The sequence below is a fragment of the Kitasatospora sp. NPDC094015 genome (genome assembly GCF_040304075.1).
Taxonomy (GTDB): Bacteria; Actinomycetota; Actinomycetes; order Streptomycetales; family Streptomycetaceae; genus Kitasatospora.
Map to the genome: position 1 here is coordinate 21453 of NZ_JBEOUL010000035.1, position 17558 is coordinate 39010.

Annotated in this window: 17 protein-coding genes and 2 pseudogenes; 10 read left to right on the forward strand and 9 right to left on the reverse strand. The window is 75.3% G+C overall.

Annotation, left to right across the window (positions count from 1 at the left end; all coding sequences use genetic code 11):
• The first annotated feature begins 13 nt into the window (after positions 1-13).
• The 3 genes and pseudogenes from ABT014_RS29520 to ABT014_RS29525 all read left to right on the forward strand — a co-directional run.
• Positions 14-355: a hypothetical protein gene (locus ABT014_RS29520; RefSeq protein ID WP_350642281.1), complete on the forward strand. Its 342-nt coding sequence runs from the start codon at positions 14-16 to the stop codon at positions 353-355.
• A gap of 138 nt (positions 356-493) precedes the next feature.
• Positions 494-838 (forward strand): annotated as a pseudogene (locus ABT014_RS34620) (PAS domain-containing protein); the annotation flags it as partial.
• 57 nt (positions 839-895) lie between these two features.
• A pseudogene (locus tag ABT014_RS29525) lies at positions 896-1996 on the forward strand (ATP-binding SpoIIE family protein phosphatase); the annotation flags it as partial.
• 21 nt (positions 1997-2017) lie between these two features.
• Here the strand turns inward: ABT014_RS29525 and ABT014_RS29530 are convergent.
• The 3 genes from ABT014_RS29530 to ABT014_RS29540 form a co-directional block, all read right to left on the reverse strand.
• The gene (locus ABT014_RS29530) at positions 2018-2371 is read right to left on the reverse strand and encodes a hypothetical protein (RefSeq protein ID WP_350642283.1); all 354 of its coding nucleotides are present in this window, start codon (positions 2369-2371) and stop codon (positions 2018-2020) included.
• 54 nt (positions 2372-2425) lie between these two features.
• A complete protein-coding gene (locus tag ABT014_RS29535) occupies positions 2426-2623 on the reverse strand; it encodes a hypothetical protein (RefSeq protein ID WP_350642284.1) in 198 nt (65 codons plus the stop codon).
• 80 nt (positions 2624-2703) lie between these two features.
• Positions 2704-3672 (reverse strand): GlxA family transcriptional regulator, encoded by a 969-nt coding sequence (locus tag ABT014_RS29540; RefSeq protein WP_350642285.1) that lies wholly within the window; start codon positions 3670-3672, stop codon positions 2704-2706.
• Positions 3673-3773: 101 nt separating this feature from the next.
• Between ABT014_RS29540 and ABT014_RS29545 the strand changes: the two genes are divergently transcribed.
• Positions 3774-4721, forward strand: a complete 948-nt coding sequence (locus ABT014_RS29545; RefSeq protein ID WP_350642286.1) for an NADP-dependent oxidoreductase — start codon at positions 3774-3776, stop codon at positions 4719-4721.
• 44 nt (positions 4722-4765) lie between these two features.
• Here the strand turns inward: ABT014_RS29545 and ABT014_RS29550 are convergent, their stop codons facing one another.
• Positions 4766-5653 carry an S-methyl-5'-thioadenosine phosphorylase gene (locus ABT014_RS29550; RefSeq protein WP_350642287.1) on the reverse strand — a complete coding sequence of 296 codons (888 nt, stop codon included), beginning with the start codon at positions 5651-5653 and terminating at the stop codon, positions 4766-4768.
• Positions 5654-5851: 198 nt separating this feature from the next.
• Between ABT014_RS29550 and ABT014_RS29555 the strand changes: the two genes are divergently transcribed.
• A complete protein-coding gene (locus ABT014_RS29555; protein ID WP_350642288.1) occupies positions 5852-6601 on the forward strand; it encodes a dienelactone hydrolase family protein in 750 nt (249 codons plus the stop codon).
• Between the two features lie 27 nt (positions 6602-6628).
• Here the strand turns inward: ABT014_RS29555 and ABT014_RS29560 are convergent, their stop codons facing one another.
• Positions 6629-7441, reverse strand: coding sequence for an SAM-dependent methyltransferase (locus ABT014_RS29560; RefSeq protein ID WP_350642289.1), 813 nt, complete (start codon positions 7439-7441; stop codon positions 6629-6631).
• Positions 7442-7641: 200 nt separating this feature from the next.
• Here ABT014_RS29560 and ABT014_RS29565 point away from each other — a divergent pair, with 200 nt between their 5' ends.
• The 4 genes from ABT014_RS29565 to ABT014_RS29580 all read left to right on the forward strand — a co-directional run bounded on the left by ABT014_RS29565 (position 7642) and on the right by ABT014_RS29580 (position 10100).
• Complete coding sequence (locus tag ABT014_RS29565) at positions 7642-8274, forward strand: RNA polymerase sigma factor (RefSeq protein WP_350642290.1); 633 nt, start codon at positions 7642-7644, stop codon at positions 8272-8274.
• 2 nt (positions 8275-8276) lie between these two features.
• Positions 8277-9092 carry a glycoprotein gene (locus tag ABT014_RS29570; RefSeq protein ID WP_350642291.1) on the forward strand — a complete coding sequence of 272 codons (816 nt, stop codon included), beginning with the start codon at positions 8277-8279 and terminating at the stop codon, positions 9090-9092.
• Between the two features lie 122 nt (positions 9093-9214).
• Positions 9215-9766, forward strand: coding sequence for a general stress protein (locus tag ABT014_RS29575; protein ID WP_350642292.1), 552 nt, complete (start codon positions 9215-9217; stop codon positions 9764-9766).
• 46 nt (positions 9767-9812) lie between these two features.
• Positions 9813-10100, forward strand: a complete 288-nt coding sequence (locus tag ABT014_RS29580; RefSeq protein WP_350642293.1) for a PRC-barrel domain containing protein — start codon at positions 9813-9815, stop codon at positions 10098-10100.
• Between the two features lie 65 nt (positions 10101-10165).
• Here the strand turns inward: ABT014_RS29580 and ABT014_RS29585 are convergent, their stop codons facing one another.
• From ABT014_RS29585 to katG, 3 genes are all read right to left on the reverse strand, one after another.
• Entirely contained in the window at positions 10166-11395 is a 1230-nt protein-coding gene (locus ABT014_RS29585; protein WP_350642294.1) for a lipase, read from the reverse strand.
• Between the two features lie 147 nt (positions 11396-11542).
• Positions 11543-12691, reverse strand: a complete 1149-nt coding sequence (locus ABT014_RS29590) for an MFS transporter (RefSeq protein ID WP_502895125.1) — start codon at positions 12689-12691, stop codon at positions 11543-11545.
• 317 nt (positions 12692-13008) lie between these two features.
• Positions 13009-15240: a catalase/peroxidase HPI gene (gene katG, locus ABT014_RS29595; protein WP_350642295.1), complete on the reverse strand. Its 2232-nt coding sequence runs from the start codon at positions 15238-15240 to the stop codon at positions 13009-13011.
• A gap of 464 nt (positions 15241-15704) precedes the next feature.
• Between katG and ABT014_RS29600 the strand changes: the two genes are divergently transcribed.
• Positions 15705-16115 (forward strand): Fur family transcriptional regulator, encoded by a 411-nt coding sequence (locus ABT014_RS29600; protein WP_350642296.1) that lies wholly within the window; start codon positions 15705-15707, stop codon positions 16113-16115.
• Here the strand turns inward: ABT014_RS29600 and ABT014_RS29605 are convergent.
• Positions 16085-17533 (reverse strand): amidohydrolase family protein, encoded by a 1449-nt coding sequence (locus ABT014_RS29605; protein WP_350642297.1) that lies wholly within the window; start codon positions 17531-17533, stop codon positions 16085-16087. The genes ABT014_RS29600 and ABT014_RS29605 overlap by 31 nt on opposite strands.
• Between the last annotated feature and the right edge of the window lie 25 nt (positions 17534-17558).

Here is a 17558-nt window from a genome sequence, read left to right on the forward strand (position 1 = left end):
TTACTGTGAGGGCATGAGTCCCGGCACCCTCACCGAGCAGAGCACCGTCGGCATCCGGGCGGTCGAGGAGATCCGGGACGCCCTGGACCGGATCGCCCGGCAGGCCCCGAAGGCCGGGCCGCGCCGCCAGGGCGTCGCCGCCGCGTACCGGTGGGCCCTCAGCCCCCGCGAGGACGTCCCGATCCAGCGCTCGGCGCCCGTCCCGGCCGATCCGCTGCTGCGGCTGATGGCCGAGGAGCGGCTCGCGCTCGCCAGCTGGCACGACGAGCGGCTCACCCCGGGTGACCGCCGGTACGCCCGCGGCGTCGCCCAGGCGCTCGGCTGGATCCTCGGGTACACCCCCCGCTGCCCCTGAGCCGCCCCGCCCCGCCGGCACCACCACCCCGCTCCCCGAGCGGCACCGAACCGCGCCGCCGCGGGCGACCCGCTCGCCCGCCCGGACGGGGGTTGGGCTCCGGAGGGCCGGGAAGGGTCTCTTCGGGACGTGTGTGACATGAACCGACAGAGCGACGGCACCCGGACCGGCCGACCGACCGGCGGCGCGGCGGGCGCCCCCGCGCCCGCGGCCGAGTTCGCCGCTGCCGCCGTGGACGCCCGCGGCACCGTCACCGCCTGGAGTCGCGGCGCGGCCCTGCTGCTCGGCCGTCCCGCCGAGCGGACCCTCGGGCACCCGGCCGCCGAGCTGCTGGCCGGGCCGCTGCCGGCGTCCGCGCGCGCGAGCCTGGAGCGGCGGCGCCCCTGGTCCGGGCGGCTCACCCTGCGCGGGCGGCGCGGGCATCCGCTCCCCGCCGAGGTGCGGGCCTGCCCGCTGGCCGACGCCCACGGGCAGGTGCAGTGGTACCTCCAGGCGGCCGCCGTCGCCGAGCCGGCCGTCCGGCCCGCACCGGACAACCCCTCGCTCGACCTCCAGCGCAGCCTGCTCCCGAACCGCCCGCCGGCCGGGCTGGCCGTGCAGACCGCCACCCGCTACTTCCCCGCCGACCCGCGCAGCGGCGTGGGCGGCGACTGGTTCGACGTGATCCCGCTCTCCAGCGCCCGGATCGCCCTGGTGGTCGGGGACGTGGTCGGCCATGGCATCCGGGCTTCCGCCACCATGGGCCGGCTGCGGATGGCGGTGCGGACCCTGGCCGACGTCGACCTCCCGCCGGACGAGCTGCTCGGCCAGCTCGACGACCTGATCCTCGAGGAGGTCGAGGAGGGCATCGACACCACCGCCGAGATCGGCGCGACCTGCATGTACGCGGTCTACGACCCGATCACCCTGCGCTGCGCCATCGCCAGCGCCGGCCACCCGGCGCCGCTGAGTGTCAGCCCGCGCGGCCGGGTGGAGACCGTCGGCATCGTGCCCGGCCCGCCGCTCGGCGTGGGCGGGGTGCCGTTCGAGACGACCGAGGTGGTGCTGCGCGAGGGCAGCCTGCTGGTGCTCTTCACCAACGGGCTGGTGGAGACCCACGAGCGGGACATCGACAGCGGCACCCGGATCCTGGCGCGCACCCTCGCCGTTCCGCCGCGCGGCTCGCTGGAGAGCAGCTGCGACCGCGTCGTCGCGGCCCTGCTGCGCGAGCGCGCCGCGGACGACGCCGTCCTGCTGATCGCCCGGACCGGCACCCTCGGCGCCGCCAGCGTGGCCTCCCGGGACATCCCCGCCGACCCGGCCGTGCTGGCGGACGCCCGCGGGTGGGCCGCCGACCAGCTGGGCCGCTGGCACCTGGACGACACGGTGCACACCACCGAACTGATCATCAGCGAGCTGGTCACCAACGCGATCCGCCACGCCAGCCCGCCGATCCAGCTGCGGCTGATCCACGACTCCACCCTGATCTGCGAGGTCTCCGACGCCAGCAGCACCGCCCCGCACCCGCGCCGGGCCCGTGACCTGGACGAGGGCGGCCGCGGCCTGTTCCTGGTCGGCCAGCTCACCAGCCGCTGGGGCACCCGACACACCACCTCCGGCAAGACCGTCTGGGCGGAGCAGACCATCCCGGCAGCCGCGTAGCACCCGGCCCGGTCAGCACGCTCAGTCGGGGCAGGGTTCGGGCGCGGGCGGCGAGGGGTGGCCGAGGCTGCGCCGGTACTCCTCGACCAGGGCGTAGTCGTACGGCGGCCGGCCGGCCAGCGCGGCCTCCCGCTCGTCCGCGGGGACCTCGACCCAGCCCTCGAAGTCGGTGGTGCTGTACCAGCCGCGGGTCGGCAGACCGTGCGGGCTGATCCCGCGGTGCCACCCGGCCGCGACGCCGTCCTGCTCGGAGGGCCCCTCGAACCCGGCGGGCGGGATCCCCACCCACTGGACCCACAACACGCCGCCGCCCGAACGGCGGCCGGCGAGGTGGTGCTCGTAGACCCCGCCGATCCGGAAGAAGTCCTTGCCCATGTCTTCACGGTACGCCGCACGGGCGATCCGGCCCCGCGGTCGCGCAGCCGGGCGCTACTCGGCCGGCGACAGCGCGGGGTCGACCGGCTCCAGCAGGCCGAGCGCCTCCAGCAGCTGCCGGCAGTCCGCGGCGTCGTGCGCGAACGAGGCCACCACCAGCCGGGCGCGGGCCAGCACCGACTCCGGGACGGCCTGCACGACCGGCTCGATGGTCTCCCCCAGGGTCGAGAGGTCCCGCGCTGCGCTCGTCATCACCAACACCCCGTTGCACCGGTGGTCGCCGGACCCTCCAGGCTACCGCGCGGCCCCGCGCGGCAGGTCGGCGCCGGCCGTCAGACCGCGTCCTGGGCCTGGAAGGTGCGCCGGTAGGCCAGCGGCGGCACGCCGACCGCGGTGTGGAAGTGCAGCCGCAGCGAGGTGCCGGTGCCGAAGCCGCAGCGGTGCGCGATCGCGTCCACCGGCAGGTCGGTGCTCTCCAGCAGCGACCGGGCCAGGTCGACGCGCTGCCCGGTCAGCCACTGGCTGGGGCTGAGCCCGACCTCCTCGCGGAAGCGCCGGGTGAAGGTGCGCACGCTCAGCGAGGCGTGCGCGGCCAGCTCCGCGAGCGGGAGCTGCCGGTCCAGCCGGTCCAGCGCCCAGGCGCGGGTGGGGCCGGTGGTCGCGACGGACGGCTGCGGGACGGGCCGCTCGATGTACTGGGCCTGGCCGCCGTCGCGCCACGGGGGCACCACGCAGTGCCGGGCGACCCGGTTGGCTTCCTCGCTGCCCAGGTCGCGGCGGAGCAGGTGCAGGCACAGGTCGATCCCGGCCGCCGCGCCGGCCGAGGTGAGGACGTCGTCGTCGTCCACGAAGAGCACCTTCGGGTCCAGCCGGACCTGGGGGAAGAGGCCGGTGAACGACTCGGCGAAGGCCCAGTGGGTGGTGGCGGGCCGGCCGTCCAGCCGCGCGGCGGCGGCCAGCACGTAGGTGGCCGTGCAGATGCCGACCAGCCGGGCCCCCGGCCGGATCATCGCCAGCGCCTCGGTGACCGGCGCCGGCAGGGTGCCGTCCTGGTAGACGGGGTGCGGCGGCGAGAACGGCGGGACGACCACGGTGTCCGCGGTGGCCAGCACCTCGGGCCCGTGGTCGACGGTCACCCCGAAACCGCCGTTGGTCCGCACCGGGCCGCCGTCCACCGAGCAGGCCAGCACCTCGTAGGCGGGCTCCCCGTCCTGGCCCCTGGCCATCCCGAAGACCCGCGCGGGGATGCCCAGCTCGAACGGGTAGACCTGGTCGAGGGCGAGGACGACGATGCGGTGCATGGCCCGATTCTTTCACATCATGGCCATCAGGCCAGTGGTGTCCGGCTCCCCGCTGTCCGAGGCTGGTGGAGGCAACGAACCACCCGGAAGGAACACCCGCGATGAGCAGCAGGACCATGCGCGCGATCACCCAGCAGACCCTCGGCGGCCCGGAGGTGCTGCGGCCGGCCGAGCTCGCCCGACCCGGGCCCGGCGTCGGGGAGATCCTGGTCCGCACCCGGGCGGCCGGCGTGAACCCGATCGACTGGAAGACCCGCGAGCACGGGGCCTTCCTGGGCGAGCCCCCGTTCGTCCTCGGCTGGGACGTCTCCGGCGTGGTGGAGGCCGTCGGCCTGGGCGTACGCCTGTTCGCACCCGGCGACGAGGTCTTCGGCATGCCGCTGTTCCCCGCGCCCGCCGGCGCCTACGCCGAGTACGTCGCCGCCCCGGCCCGGCACTTCGCCCACCGGCCCGCCGGGCTCGGCCACGCCGAGGCCGCCGCCCTGCCGCTGGCCGGGCTCACCGCCCGCCAGGCACTGGTGGACGTCGGCGGCGTCCGGCCGGGGCAGCGGGTGCTGATCCACGCCGCCGCCGGCGGGGTCGGCCACCTCGCCGTCCAGATCGCCAAGTCGCTCGGCGCGCACGTGATCGGGACCGCCCGGGCCGCCAACCACGCCGCACTGCACGCGCTCGGCGCCGACGAGCTGTTCGACCACACCACCGGGGACGTGAACGCCGTCGTCCGCGACGTCGACCTCGTCCTCGACACCCTCGGCGGCGCCAACACGGCCGCCACCCTGGCCACCCTCAAGGACGGCGGGACGCTGGTCTCGCTCCCCTCGCCCGAGGAGGACGCCGTCATCCCGCTGGCCGCCGAACGCGGTATCCGGGCCGGCTTCATGCTGGTCGAGCCGGACCGCACCGGCCTGCTGGAGCTGGCCCGGCTGGTCGAGGCCGGGCAGCTGCGCCCGCTGATGGGTCCGACCTTCCCGCTGGAGCAGGCCGCCGAGGCGCACCGGGTGGGTGAGAAGGGCGGCACGCCGGGCAAGCTGGTCCTCACCGTCGACTGACGCCACCCGGGGCCTTTCCCCGGCCGGCCCGTGCGGCCGGCCGGTCAGGCCGCGGGGAGGCCGGTGGTCAGACCGTCCAGGGCGTGCGAGCAGAGGCAGTCCCGGGCGGCGGGCAGCGCGGCCAGCGCCCCGAACAGGACGGTCCGCAGCCGGTCGACGTTGCGGCCGAACTCCGCCAGCACCTCGGTGTGGGTCACGCCCTCGCCGGCCTCCACGCCGGCGTCCAGGTCGGTCACCAGCGCCATCGAGGTGTAGCAGAGGCCGAGTTCACGGGCCAGCACCGCCTCCGGGTGGCCGGTCATCCCGATCACCGACCAGCCGTTGGCGGTGTACCAGCGGGACTCCGCGCGGGTGGAGAACCGCGGACCCTCGACCACCACCAGGGTCCCGCCGTCCACCGCCGCCCAGCCGGCCGCCCCGGCGGCGGCGAGCGCGGCGCGGCGGCCGTCCGGGCAGTACGGGTCGGCCATCGACACGTGCACCACCTCGGGCACCGAGCCGTCCGGCAACGGCATGCCGTCGAAGTAGGTCTGCGCCCGGCCGGCCGTGCGGTCCACGAACTGGTCCGGCACCAGCAGCGTCCCGGGCCCGTACTCCGGGCGCAGCCCGCCGACCGCGCACGGCCCGAGCACCTGCCGCACGCCCAGCGAGCGCAGCGCCCAGAGGTTGGCCCGGTAGTTGATCCGGTGCGGCGGCAGCCGGTGGTCGCGGCCGTGGCGCGGCAGGAAGGCGATCGTGCGGCCGCCCACCGCGCCGACGAACAGCGAGTCGCTGGGCGGTCCGTACGGGGTCGCGACGGTGACCTCGGTGACGTCGTCCAGCAGCGCGTACAGGCCGGAGCCGCCGATCACGCCGAGTTCGGCCCGTACGGGGCGGTTGGCGGGCTGGTCAGCGGGCTGGTCGGCGGGGCTGCCGGATACCGGGTCGATCATGGGTGCGCTTCCCTCCAGATCCTGCCCCGGACACGGCCGCCGCCGCCGCGCGGGCAGGTGCGGGCACGGGGTGGTCGGGCCCGCACCGGCGCCCGCCGTCCACCCTAGGAGCCGCCCGGCCCGGAACCGGCCGGGATTCCTTACGGTTCGCGTACGGCGCCGCGTACAGTGACAGCCCGGAGTGACGGGAGTGAGCACGTGGACAGACAGGCCTCGGTACCGAGGGCCGGCGACCACCGGGCGCTGGCGTGGCGGGTACGGCCGGAGTCGCCGATCGCCGCCGTGCTGGTGCTGCACGGCGGGCAGGTGACGGGCCTGCGGGCGCCCGGACCGGTCAACCTGCCGGGCCTGCGGATGCGCGGCTTCGGCTGCGCCGTGGAGCGGGCCACCGCCGGCGCCGGGGTCGCGGTCGGCGTGGTGCGCTACCGCTGCCGCGGCTGGAACGGCGACCGGGCCGACGCCGCGCGGGACACCCTGGCGGCGCTGTCCGACCTGGCCGAGGAGCTCGGCCCGGTGCCGACCGTGCTGATCGGGCACTCGATGGGCGGCCGGGCCGCGCTGCGGGCCGCCGGCCACCCGTCGGTCACCGGCGTGGTCGCACTGGCCCCCTGGTGCCCGGAGAACGAGCCCTGCGACCACCTCGCCGGGCGCCGCCTGCTGATGCTGCACGGCGACCGCGACCGGGTCACCGCCCCCGCCGACACCCTGGTGTTCGCCGCCCGGGCGCGGGCGGCCGGCGCCCAGGTGGCGGGGTACCGCGTGGCGGGCAGCGGCCACGCGCTGCTGCGCCGGGCCGGCGACTGGCACCGGGCGGCGGCCCGGCTCAGCGCCGGCCTGCTGGGGCTGGCCGAGCTCCCGCCCGAGGTGGCCGGGGCGCTGGCGCTGCGCTCGCCGACCGACGGCGGGCTCCAGCTGCCGCTGGTGGGTTCCGGGTCCGCCTCGCGCTGAGCCGCCCGGCCCCCGCGGCAGCGCTGGTCAGGGCTTGCGGGCCACGCCCGCGTAGCAGGAGGCCTGCCGGTCGGTCGCCTCCGCGGCCAGCTCCTCGGCGTCCGGGCACCAGCGCTGGGTGGGGGTGATGCCCGGTTCCAGCAGCTCCCAGCCGTCGAAGAAGCGGGCGATCTCTGCCCTGGTCCTGGCCTGGCCCGCGGTGCCGGCCGCCCGGTAGGTGCTGGCGAGCCGGGCGATCGCCTCCGGGTCGAAGTCGGGGGTGGCGTGCGTGACGGCCAGCGTGCTGCCGCTGGGCAGGGCGGCCTTGAGCCGCTCCACGACGGCGTGCGCGCCCCGGTCGTCCGGCACGAAGTGCAGCAGCGCGTTCAGGCTGAGCGCCACCGGCCGGGTCAGGTCCAGGGTGCGCAGCAGCTCGGGGGCGGCCAGCAGCGCAGCCGGGTCGGTGACGTCCGCCTGGAGGTAGGCGGTGCGGCCGGCCGGGTGGCTCTGCAGCAGGGCGCGGGCGTGCGCCAGCACGATCGGGTCGTTGTCGGTGTAGACCACCCGCGCCTCGGGGCGCTCGGCCTGGACCACCTCGTGCAGGTTGGGCGAGGTCGGGATGCCCGTCCCGATGTCCAGGAACTGGGTCATGCCCGAGCGGGCCAGCAGCCGGGTGGAGCGGTGCATGAACCGGCGGTTGATCTGCGCGGCGGCGCGGACCGAGGGGAAGATCTCGACCGCCCGGCCGGCGGCCTCCCGGTCGGCCGGGAAGTTGGTGGTCCCGCCCAGGTAGTAGTCGTACATCCGGGCCGAGTGGGCCCGGTCGAGTTCCAGGTCGACACCGTCGTACAGCTCAGCCATCGTGCGCCCCCTCGCGGCCGCCTGACGGTCCGTCACCGTCGAAGCGCGGCGGCTCGTGGTCATACTATTGCTCGGAGCGGAAAATCTTCCGAGGGCGCTGCACACAGCCGCCGTTCATCCGCTTGGCTGAGTGGTGAAGGACCACCCGAGTCGCCACCCCGATGTTCGCACCTCCCCAACAGCCCCGACAGGAAAGCCTGATGGGACAACCGCCCACCGAACTGCCCACCGCTGCGGGCGCCGTCACCGCCGCCGGCCGGGCCGCCGCGCTGCGGCCGCCGGTGCGACCCCGCCCGCGGGCCCGCCGCACGCCGGTGACGTTCGACGCCTTCCACGAGTACCACCACAAACTCTGGCTGCGGTACGCGCACACCCACGTCGGGCAGCGGGACGCCGCGCGCTCGGTGGTCGAGGAGGCCTGCGCCGACCTGCTGCGCAACTGGGACCACGTGCTGGAGCAGGAGTCGGTGCCCGGGTACGCCTGGACGGTCCTCAAGGAGCACGTGCACGGCTGGCTGGAACAGCACGGCCGGGAGCCGGCGATGGTCGGCACCGCCGCGTTCCAGGCGGCGGTGCGCAAGCTGCTGGTGCACGAGCTGCGGGACGAGTTCGCGGTGATCGAGAGCGAGTTGGGGCTCTACGCGGCCATCGCCGAGCTGCCGGACCGCCAGTACGACGTGGTGGTGGTGCGCTACGTCCTGGGTCGCTCGGACCGCGAGGTGGCGCAGTACCTGGGCATCGAGGAGGCCACCGTCCGCTCCCACGTGCGGCACGCCAAGCGGCGGCTGGCCCGGCACCTGAACCTCGCCGGCGCCGTCGAGCGGGAGGGCTGAGCGTGCCCGGCTCCCCCGAACGTCCCTCCATCGACCGGGTGTTGCAGGAGGCCGAGGTCCTCGCCGACGAGTACGAGGACTACGACGGCGCGGCGGCCCGCCGGCGGATCGCCGCCTCGGTGCGGGCCCGCCCGGGGCCGGGCGGGCCCCGCGCCGGCGGCACCCGTGCGACCAACAGCCGGCCGGACGGCCAGCGACCCGACGGCGGCCGACCCGACGGCGGCCGACCCGACGGGAGCCGACCTGACGGCAGCCGCTCGGATGCCGCCCGGGGGCCCGCCTTCCCGGCGGGGGCGGACCGGGCCGCGCACGATCTCGACCTGGCCGTCACGCTGATCGTCGCCGCCCCGGAGGCCGCCGCCGGGCTCGCCCGGCTGGCCGGCGGCGAGGACGTCGACCCGGCCGGCGCACTGGTGTTCGGCGCGCTGCTGCACCTGGCCGGCCACCGCGACGCGGCCTGCTTCTGGTGGCAGTTCGCGGCCGGCGGCGGCAGCGGCAACGCCGCGTTCTGCCTGTTCCTGGCCCACCGCCGGCGCGCCGAGTACCGGGACGCCGACCACTGGCGGGCGCAGGGGCGCCTGTTGTCGGAGCGGCTGCGCGGGCCCGGCGCGGGAGGCGCACCGGAGTCGCTGCTCCCGGAGGAGGTCCGGCACGATCTGATCCGACAGTGCCACGGCGGGCGTCGGCTGGTGCTGCCGCCCCGCCTGGAGGCGGCCATCAACGGGCTGCCGATGGAGCACCCGGACGCCGACTTCGGCGAGATCCCCCGGCCCTCCCCCACCCTGGCCGCCGAGCTGACCCGACCGCCGCGGCCCTGAGACCGTCAACCTGACGCCTCGACGATTCACCCGCCCGCACCTGCTTGGGCCGCCCGAGCGCGGGCAGAAGCGCATCCGCAAGCCGAGCGCCCGGATCCGGGCGACAGAACGAGGAGTGCTTCGTGGTCGAGGTCGACGGTGTGGTCGGAGTGTACGGATCGATGCGCGACGCCGAGGAGGCCGTCCGGATCCTGCTGGAACAGGGCGTGCCGGCCCAGCGGGTGTCGGTCATCGGCCAGGAGTTGCGCAGCCAGACCGAGGTCCACGGCTTCGTCACCGCCGAGGACGGCACCGGTGGCTGGAGCGGCGGGCTGTTCGGCGTGCTGAGCGGCGCCGCGCTGCTGCTGGTGCCCGGGGTCGGGCCGCTGCTGGTGCTCGGGCCGCTGGCGGCCGGCGCGGTCGCGGCGGCGCAGGACGCGGCCGCCGAGGGCGGCGGGCTCGACGCGCTGCTCGCCCACTTCCTCGCGGAGCGCCACGTCCCGGCCTACGCCCAGCACGTGCAGGCGGGCAGCTACCTGGTGGTCAGCCACGGCCCCGGCGAGCCGGACGGCGCCGCCGTCATGCAGTGCAGCACCACGCCGGTCGCCGAGGTCGAGCACATCGACGACCTGGTGCCGGCCCAGCTGGCCGGGCCGCCGCGTACGCTGACGGACGCGGCGGCGGCCCTTGAGTGAGTCGCAACCCTGGAGTGAGTGACGACCCTTGAGCGAGGAGGCGGAGATGACGCCGGAGGCGGCGCAGCAACAGCAGCCCGACGTCCTGGGCTACCGGGTCGAGGCGACCGACGGCCACGTCGGCAAGGTCGACCGGCACTCGGTGTACGTGGACGAGCGGCACATCGTGGTGGACACCGGCGTGTGGGTCTTCGGCAAGGAGATCAGCGTGCCGGTCTCGGCGGTGCTCCGGGTGGACGAGAGCGCGCGCACCCTGTGGCTCGACCTCTCCAAGGCCGAGCTGAAGAAGGCCTACCACGACCAGATGGCACGCTACTTCGGCACCGACCACTGATCCCCCGTGCCGCGGGCGGGGCCGCAGCCGGCCCCACCCGCGGCGGTGCGCCGCCGCCCGCCCGGTCAGGCGGCGGTGAAGCGGGCGTGGACCCAGTCGGCCAGCGCCTCGGCGTCGTGGTCGATGGTGGCGAAGTGGACGCCGAGGGGCCCGTCCGAGGGCACCTTGCCCTCGTCGTAGCGCTCGTACTCGACCTGGATGCCGTGCGGCTCGTTGCGGGCGTCGAGCTCCTGCACCAGGTCGTCGGTGCCCAGCAGCGGGGCCGGCGCCGCACGCACGCGCTCGTCGTCGGCGGCCTGGGAGATCCGCACCGGCACCCTGATCTCCAGGTCGGGGTTCATCCGCGCGAGCTGCTGGTCGAAGCGCTGCTGGTGCGCGTTGGGCAGCAGCGGGTAAGCGCCGCGGAACTGGTCGGTGCCGTCGATGCCGCCCCAGGAGTCCTCCCGGCTGAGCGCGGCGCGGGAGCGGTGCCGGGCCTGCGGCCAGTACCGGTACGCCAGGTCGGACAGCACCTGGGCGGGGTCGATCGACGGGTCACCGCCGATCGCGCCGGCCAGGAAGAGCGGGGTGAACGCGAACCCGTCGCCCGTGGCCGGGACCACGGCGCCGGCCCGGACCAGCCCGAGCGGGTGGTTGGCCGGGGCGATCGCGGCCACCCCGACCAGGCCGTCGATCCGGCCGTGCGCGTGGTGGGCGGCGAACAGCGCGGCCTGCCCGCCCTGCGAGTGCCCGACGACGGCGAAGCTCTCCCCGATCGCGCCGGCGAACAGCCGCCGCGCGGTGAGCACGATGTCCAGCACCCCGTTGGCCTGCGAGTGTCCGTGCAGGTACGGGTGCAGGTGCTCCTGCGTCCCGGTGCCGAGGGCCTCGTAGTCCGTCATGGCAACCGCCCAGCCTCGCTCCAGGAAGGAGTTGAGCAGGCCGTTGGGGCGGACGTTCATGGCCGAGGCGCCGGTGTCGCCCCAGTCCCGGGACGGCGCCGCGAGGTTGGCGATGCCCACCGTGCCGTGGGCCCAGCTGATCAGCGGGTACCCGCCGGGGGGCACGGGGTGCCGCTCCCGGTCGGGCAGCGCGATGATGCCGGAGGTGGCCACCGCCGCCCCGCGCACGTCCTGCGAGCGGTACAGGACCAGCCAGTTCTCCCCCGAGGTCAGCTCCGCCGTGATGTTGTCCAGCCGCCGCACGTGGATCACGTCGCCGGGTTCGCCCTCGGGCAGCGGGACGGGCGGGCGGTAGAAGTCCTCCCCCGCCGGGGCGTTCTCCACCGGGTCCTGGATCGTCGCGGTCTCGCTCATGGGCTTCCTTCCGTCGGCTCCGCCGGCCTCGGCGGCGCCCCGGAACTACCCGGCGCCGCCCGGCCCCATCCGCCCGCGCCCGCCGGATCCCTCGAACGGGGTGCCCGGCGCGGCCCGGCGCGCTGCCGGTGCACCGCCGGTACCGGATCAGGCGACGCCCCGGATGCGGTGCACCAGGGCCCCCGCCAGCAGGGTGACCAGGGCGGTGGCGAGGTAGAGGCCGGTGTAGCCGCCGAGGTGGGCCACCACGGGGGCGGCGACCGCCGGGGCGAGCACCTGCGGGCCGGAGTTGGCGATGTTGATCACACCGAGGTCCTTGGCCCGGTCGGCGGCGGCCGGCAGGACCTGGGTGACCAGGGCCTGGTCCACGGCGAGGTAGATGCCGAAACCGGCGCCGAGCACCGCCGCCGCCAGCACGGTGGCCGCCCAGGTGTGGCAGAGCGCCAGCAGCACCGCGGCGGCCGCCATCACCAGGCAGGAGAGGACGACCGGGGCGCGCCGCCGTCCGGTCCGGTCGGAGACGATCCCGGCGGGGATCGCGGTGAGCAGCGCGGCCACCGTGTAGACCGCGGTCAGCACCAGCACGCCCTGGTCGGGCGCGGCGAGGTGGACGGCGTCGGTGAGGTAAAACAGCAGGTAGAGGGTGCCGAGCGCGTTGCCCAGGTTGATCAGGAAGCGGGTGGCCCAGGCCCAGCCGAAGTCCGGGTACCGGCGCGGGCTGACCCAGTAGCCGGTGAGCAGGGTCCGGCGGTGCGGGCGGGCGAGGGCGCCGGGCGGCAGGACCGGCTCGGGGTGGCCGAGCAGGAACGGCAGGGCGAGCAGGACGGTGAGGGCGGCGGTGAGCGCGTAGCCGGGAAGCACGCCACCGGCCAGTACGGTGACCAGGACGGCGCCGACCACCAGCCCGAGCGACTGGCTGATCCCGGTCCAGCCGGAGACCAGCGCCCGCTGGCGGACCGGCACCTGGTCCGCGACGGGCGCGGTGACCCCGGCGAGCATGGCGTTCAGCCCGGTCTGGGCGAGGCACCACCCGGCGGTGATGCCGGGCAGTCCGTGCCGGGTGGCGGTGAGCAGCAGCCCGGCGGCGCCGAGCAGCGCGCCGCCGAGGATCCATGGCCGGCGGCGCCCCCAGCGCGAGGTGGTCCGGTCGGAGAGCGCCCCGGCCAGCGGGTTGACCAGCAGCGCGACCCCGGCGCCCGCGGCGGTGACCCAGGCGAGCAGTTCGGCCTTGCGGCCGGGGTCGAGCGCCTCCAGCTGGAGCGGCAGCAGGATCTGGATCGGCGTGAAGAAGCCCATGAACACGGCGAGCGAGGCGAGGCTCAGCGAGGCCGTCCAGCCGGCGGTGACCGGCGTGGTCGGCTCGGCCAGGGCGGCCGGTCGCGGGGCGGTCGCGCCGACGGCCGGCTGCGGTGCGGTTGCGCCGATGGCCGCCTCCCGGGAAAGTGAACGTGAGGTGTGCTCACGTTCCGCCCGAGTGTAGGGGTGCGGCCCGGCACTGCCAAGGGGCCGGCACGCTCCGGCCGGGGCTTTCCGCTCCGGTCCCCGGACCGGAAAACGGCGACGCCCGGGCCCACCCCCTCGGGGCCGGACCGGGCGTCGCCGTTCGCTCGGGATCAGACCAGGTCGAACCGGTCCAGGTTCATCACCTTCACCCAGGCCGCGACGAAGTCACGGACGAACTTCTCCTTGGCGTCGTCGCTCGCGTACACCTCGGCGAGCGCCCGCAGCTCCGAGTTCGAGCCGAAGACCAGGTCGGCCCGGGTGCCGGTCCAGCGGACCTCACCGGTGGCCGCGTCGCGACCCTCGAAGGTGTTGGAATCGCCCGCGACCGAGCCCCAGGTGGTGCCCAGGTCGAGCAGGTTGACGAAGAAGTCGTTGGTCAGGGTGCCGGGCGCGGCGGTGAGCACGCCGAGCGCGGACTGCTGGTGGTTGGCACCCAGCACCCGCAGGCCGCCGACGAGGACGGTCAGCTCGGGGGCGCTCAGGTTCAGCAGGTTGGCCCGGTCGATCAGCAGGTACTCGGCCGGCAGCCGGCTGCTCTTGCCGAGGTAGTTGCGGAAACCGTCCGCGGCCGGCTCCAGCGCGGCGAAGGACTCCACGTCGGTCTGCTCCTGCGCGGCGTCCACCCGGCCCGGGGCGAACGGGACCTCGACCGCGAAGCCCGCGTCCTGGGCGGCCTTCTCGACCGCGACGCCACCGGCGAGCACGATCACATCGGCCAGCGAGACCCGCTGCCCGCCGCCCTGGGCGGCGTTGAACGCCTCCTGGACACCCTCGAGGGTGCGCAGCACGGTGGCCAGCCGGTCGGGCTCGTTGGCCTCCCAGCCGCTCTGCGGCTGCAGGCGGATCCGCGCGCCGTTGGCGCCGCCGCGCTTGTCGCTGCCGCGGAAGGACGAGGCGGACGCCCACGCGGTGGAGACCAGGTCGGAGACGGACAGGCCGGAGGCGAGGATCCGGCTCTTGAGGTCGGCGATCCCGGCGGCGTCCACCGGCGCGCCGGTCGCCTCGGGCAGCGGGTCCTGCCAGAGCAGCGTCTCGGCGGGGACCTCGGGGCCGAGGTAGCGCACGACCGGGCCCATGTCGCGGTGGGTGAGCTTGTACCAGGCGCGGGCGAAGGCGTCCGCGAACTGGTCGGGGTGCTCCAGGAAGCGGCGCGAGATCTGCTCGTACGCCGGGTCGAAGCGCAGCGACAGGTCGGTGGTGAGCATGGTCGGGGCGTGGGTCCGGCCCGCGTCGTGGGCGTCGGGCACGGTACCGGCCCCGGCGCCGTCCTTCGGCCGCCACTGGTTGGCGCCGGCCGGGCTCTGGAACAGCTCCCACTCGTACCCGAAGAGGATCTCGAAGAAGCTGTTGTCCCAGGTGATGGGGGTGTTGGTCCAGATGCCCTCGAGGCCGCTGGTGATCGCGTCGCCGCCCTTGCCGGTGCCGAAGCTGCTCTTCCAGCCGAAGCCCTGCTGCTCGATCGGGGCGGCCTCGGGGTCGGCGCCGACGCTGTCGGCCGGGCCGGCGCCGTGGGTCTTGCCGAAGGTGTGGCCGCCCGCGATCAGGGCGACGGTCTCCTCGTCGTTCATCGCCATCCGGCGGAAGGTCTCGCGGATGTCGCGGGCCGCGGCGATCGGGTCCGGGTTGCCGTTCGGGCCCTCGGGGTTGACGTAGATGAGGCCCATCTGGACGGCGCCGAGCGGCTCCTCCAGCTGGCGGTCACCGGTGTAGCGCTCGTCGCCGAGCCAGGTGGTCTCGGGGCCCCAGTACACGTCCTCGTCGGGCTCCCAGACGTCCGCGCGGCCGCCGCCGAAGCCGAAGGTCTCGAAGCCCATCGACTCCAGCGCGACGTTGCCGGCCAGGATCATCAGGTCGGCCCAGGAGAGGGTGCGGCCGTACTTCTTCTTCACCGGCCACAGCAGGCGGCGGGCCTTGTCCAGGTTGCCGTTGTCCGGCCAGCTGTTGAGCGGGGCGAACCGCTGCTGGCCGGCGCCGGCGCCGCCGCGGCCGTCGCTGATCCGGTAGGTGCCGGCGCTGTGCCAGGCCATCCGGATCATGAACGGGCCGTAGTGGCCGAAGTCCGCGGGCCACCAGTCCTGCGAGGTGGTCAGCACCTCGGCGATGTCGCGCTTCACGGCCGGCAGGTCGAGGCCGCGGAAGGCCTCGGCGTAGTCGAACCCCTCGCCGAGCGGGTTCGCCACGGCGGGGTTCTTCGCCAGGATCTTCAGGTTCAGCCGTTCCGGCCACCACTGGCGGTTTCCACCGCCCTGGGTCGGGTGCGAGGCGCGCCCGTGCGCGACCGGGCAGCCACCTCCACCCTCCGTCTTCGCGTCTACGACGATTGCGTCATGGTTCTCAGACATGGGAATCCTTCCGGACCTGGCGGATCACGATGCTAAGGAGCTGGGGGGTGAAGGAGCGGTCGAGGTGCGGGCCCCGGGGAGCGGAGTCGGCCCGGTGGATCCGGACTCCTCGGCGGTCGGCGGGCGCCTCACGGACGACTGTAGAGGAGATCCGGGCCACACGGCCGGACGCTCCGCGGTCGATCGCGCCGGAGCCGGAGCGGTCGCCTCCCGAGACGGTCCGGAGCAGGTCGACGCGGGCGCCGGTCGTCCCGAGGCCGGCACCGCGCTGCGTCTCCGCGGTGGCCGTCACGTCGCTGTCTCCTGCCGGATCGGGGGCTTCTCATCCCTTGGCTATCACCGGAACCGATCCTACGATGGACTGGATCCAAGTCAAGAAGAACACCAGACTCATATCCGATCGGATTCGGGACACTCGACGCCACTCTTCGGACATCCCCATGAACCTGAACAGGTGAACCCACATGAGCGACCTGCTGGAGCGACTGCGCGGACGCGGCTGGCGGATGACCGCCCAGCGCCGCGTGGTGGCGGAGGTGCTGAACGGCGACCACGTTCACCTCACCGCCGACGAGGTGCACGCCCGCGCGGCCGCGCGGCTGCCGGAGATCTCCCGGGCCACCGTCTACAACACCCTCGGCGAGCTGGTCTCGCTCGGTGAGGTCACCGAGGTCTCCACCGACGGACGGGCCAAGCGCTACGACCCCAACGCCCACCGCCCGCACCAGCACCTGGTCTGCTCCGGCTGCGGCACCATCCGCGACGTCCGCCCCACCGGCGACCCGCTGGCCGACCTCCCAACCGGCGAGCGGTTCGGCTTCACCGTCGCCGAGGCCCAGGTCACCTACCGCGGACTCTGCCCCTCCTGCGTCTGACCGCGCCCGTCCCGGCCGGCCGTGCGCAGCACGTGCTCGCGGGAGGCGGCCGCACGAGCGCGGAGGGCGGGCAGGTCGAGGTCGAGGACCCGGCCGGCCCACTTGCGGACCTGACCGGCGATCAGCACGGTGTCGACGTTGCGGGCGTCGGCGCCGAGCACGACGGTGCCCACCGCGTCGTTGAGCGGCAGGTTGTTCACCTCCTCCGCGGTGATCATCAGCAGGTCGGCCTGGAGCCCGGGGGTGAGCGAGCCGGTCACCGTGCCCAGCCCATTCGTACGGGCGCCCTGCCGGGTGGCGAGGTCCAGCACGTCGGCGGTGCCGATCCGGACCGGCTCGCGCCCGGAGCCGTACGCGCCGTTGACCGCCCGCATCCGCTGGATCGCGTGCAGCGCCCGCATCTGGGTGAACATGTCGCCGGCCAGCGCGACCTCGACGTCGATGCTCAGCCCGGGGCGGACCCCGACCGCGAGCGCCTCGTCCACCGCCGGGACGGCGTTCTCCAGCCCGATCTGGGCCTCGGAGGTCGGCGCCAGCGCGACCGTGGTGCCGCTGGCCCCGATGGCGCGCCAGGCCTCGGGGGTCAGGCCGGTGGCGTGGATCAGGGTCAGGTCCGGGCCCAGCAGCCCCAGCCGCTCCCAGTCCAGCACGGCCGCCGAGGAGGCCGTCCCGAACACCGCGTCGACGCTCACCGCGACCCCCGACTCCGCGGCCCGGCGCGCCAGTTCGGGTCCGTAGGCGAAGGCCGGTCCGGCGATCTCGGCCGTCGCGAGGGCGGCCAGCCGGAAGGTGATCAGCTCGCTCCGGCACTCGTCGCGCAGCCGGTCCAGGTCGGCCGGCCACTGCCGGTCCCAGGCGCCGAAGTGCGGCCCCATCGCCGCGTGCACGCCCCGGATGCCGGTGTCCACCAGGGCGCGGACGGCGGCGTCGGAGTGCGCGGCGCTGCGGGCGTTGTGCGAGAAGTCCAGCATCGTGGTGATGCCCGCGTCGACGGCCGCCAGCGCCGCCAGCCGGGTGCCGACGTACATGTCCTCGGGCCGGTAGGCGGGTGCGTAGCCGGCCAGGGTGGCGGCGACGTACCCGCCGAGGTCGTCCACGTCGGGCATGATCCGGCGCAACTGGCCCTGCCAGGCGTGGCGGTGGGTGTCCACGAAGCCGGGGGTCAGGATCGTCCCGGTGGCGTCGACGACGATCGCGCCGTCGGCGGCGCCCGCGGCCCGCAGGTCGTGGCCGACCGCGGCGATGGTGCTGCCCCGCACCAGCAGGTCACCGCGGTCGAGGGTGCCGAGCGCCGGGTCCATGGTGAGGACGGTCGCGCCGGTGAACAGGATCCGCCGGTCGGGGTCGGCCGCGGTGCGGCGCAGCAGGTCGAGCAGCGCTTCGCGCGGGGTGTCGGTCGGGTGCTGGATGGGGTGCACGGTCAGGTCCGTTCGCAGGTCGGTC

Coding starts and splice junctions, on each gene's coding strand:
- ABT014_RS29540 (WP_350642285.1), bottom strand. CDS start 3,672: ATGCACCGCATCGTCGTCCTCGCCCTCGACCAGGTCTACCCGTTCGAG.
- ABT014_RS29590 (WP_502895125.1), bottom strand. CDS start 12,691: ATGGGCTTCTTCACGCCGATCCAGATCCTGCTGCCGCTCCAGCTGGAG.
- ABT014_RS29600 (WP_350642296.1), top strand. CDS start 15,705: ATGAGCGACCTGCTGGAGCGACTGCGCGGACGCGGCTGGCGGATGACC.
- katG (WP_350642295.1), bottom strand. CDS start 15,240: ATGTCTGAGAACCATGACGCAATCGTCGTAGACGCGAAGACGGAGGGT.
- ABT014_RS29580 (WP_350642293.1), top strand. CDS start 9,813: ATGACGCCGGAGGCGGCGCAGCAACAGCAGCCCGACGTCCTGGGCTAC.
- ABT014_RS29560 (WP_350642289.1), bottom strand. CDS start 7,441: ATGGCTGAGCTGTACGACGGTGTCGACCTGGAACTCGACCGGGCCCAC.
- ABT014_RS29585 (WP_350642294.1), bottom strand. CDS start 11,395: ATGAGCGAGACCGCGACGATCCAGGACCCGGTGGAGAACGCCCCGGCG.
- ABT014_RS29520 (WP_350642281.1), top strand. CDS start 14: ATGAGTCCCGGCACCCTCACCGAGCAGAGCACCGTCGGCATCCGGGCG.
- ABT014_RS29565 (WP_350642290.1), top strand. CDS start 7,642: ATGGGACAACCGCCCACCGAACTGCCCACCGCTGCGGGCGCCGTCACC.
- ABT014_RS29550 (WP_350642287.1), bottom strand. CDS start 5,653: ATGATCGACCCGGTATCCGGCAGCCCCGCCGACCAGCCCGCTGACCAG.
- ABT014_RS29535 (WP_350642284.1), bottom strand. CDS start 2,623: ATGACGAGCGCAGCGCGGGACCTCTCGACCCTGGGGGAGACCATCGAG.
- ABT014_RS29530 (WP_350642283.1), bottom strand. CDS start 2,371: ATGGGCAAGGACTTCTTCCGGATCGGCGGGGTCTACGAGCACCACCTC.
- ABT014_RS29545 (WP_350642286.1), top strand. CDS start 3,774: ATGAGCAGCAGGACCATGCGCGCGATCACCCAGCAGACCCTCGGCGGC.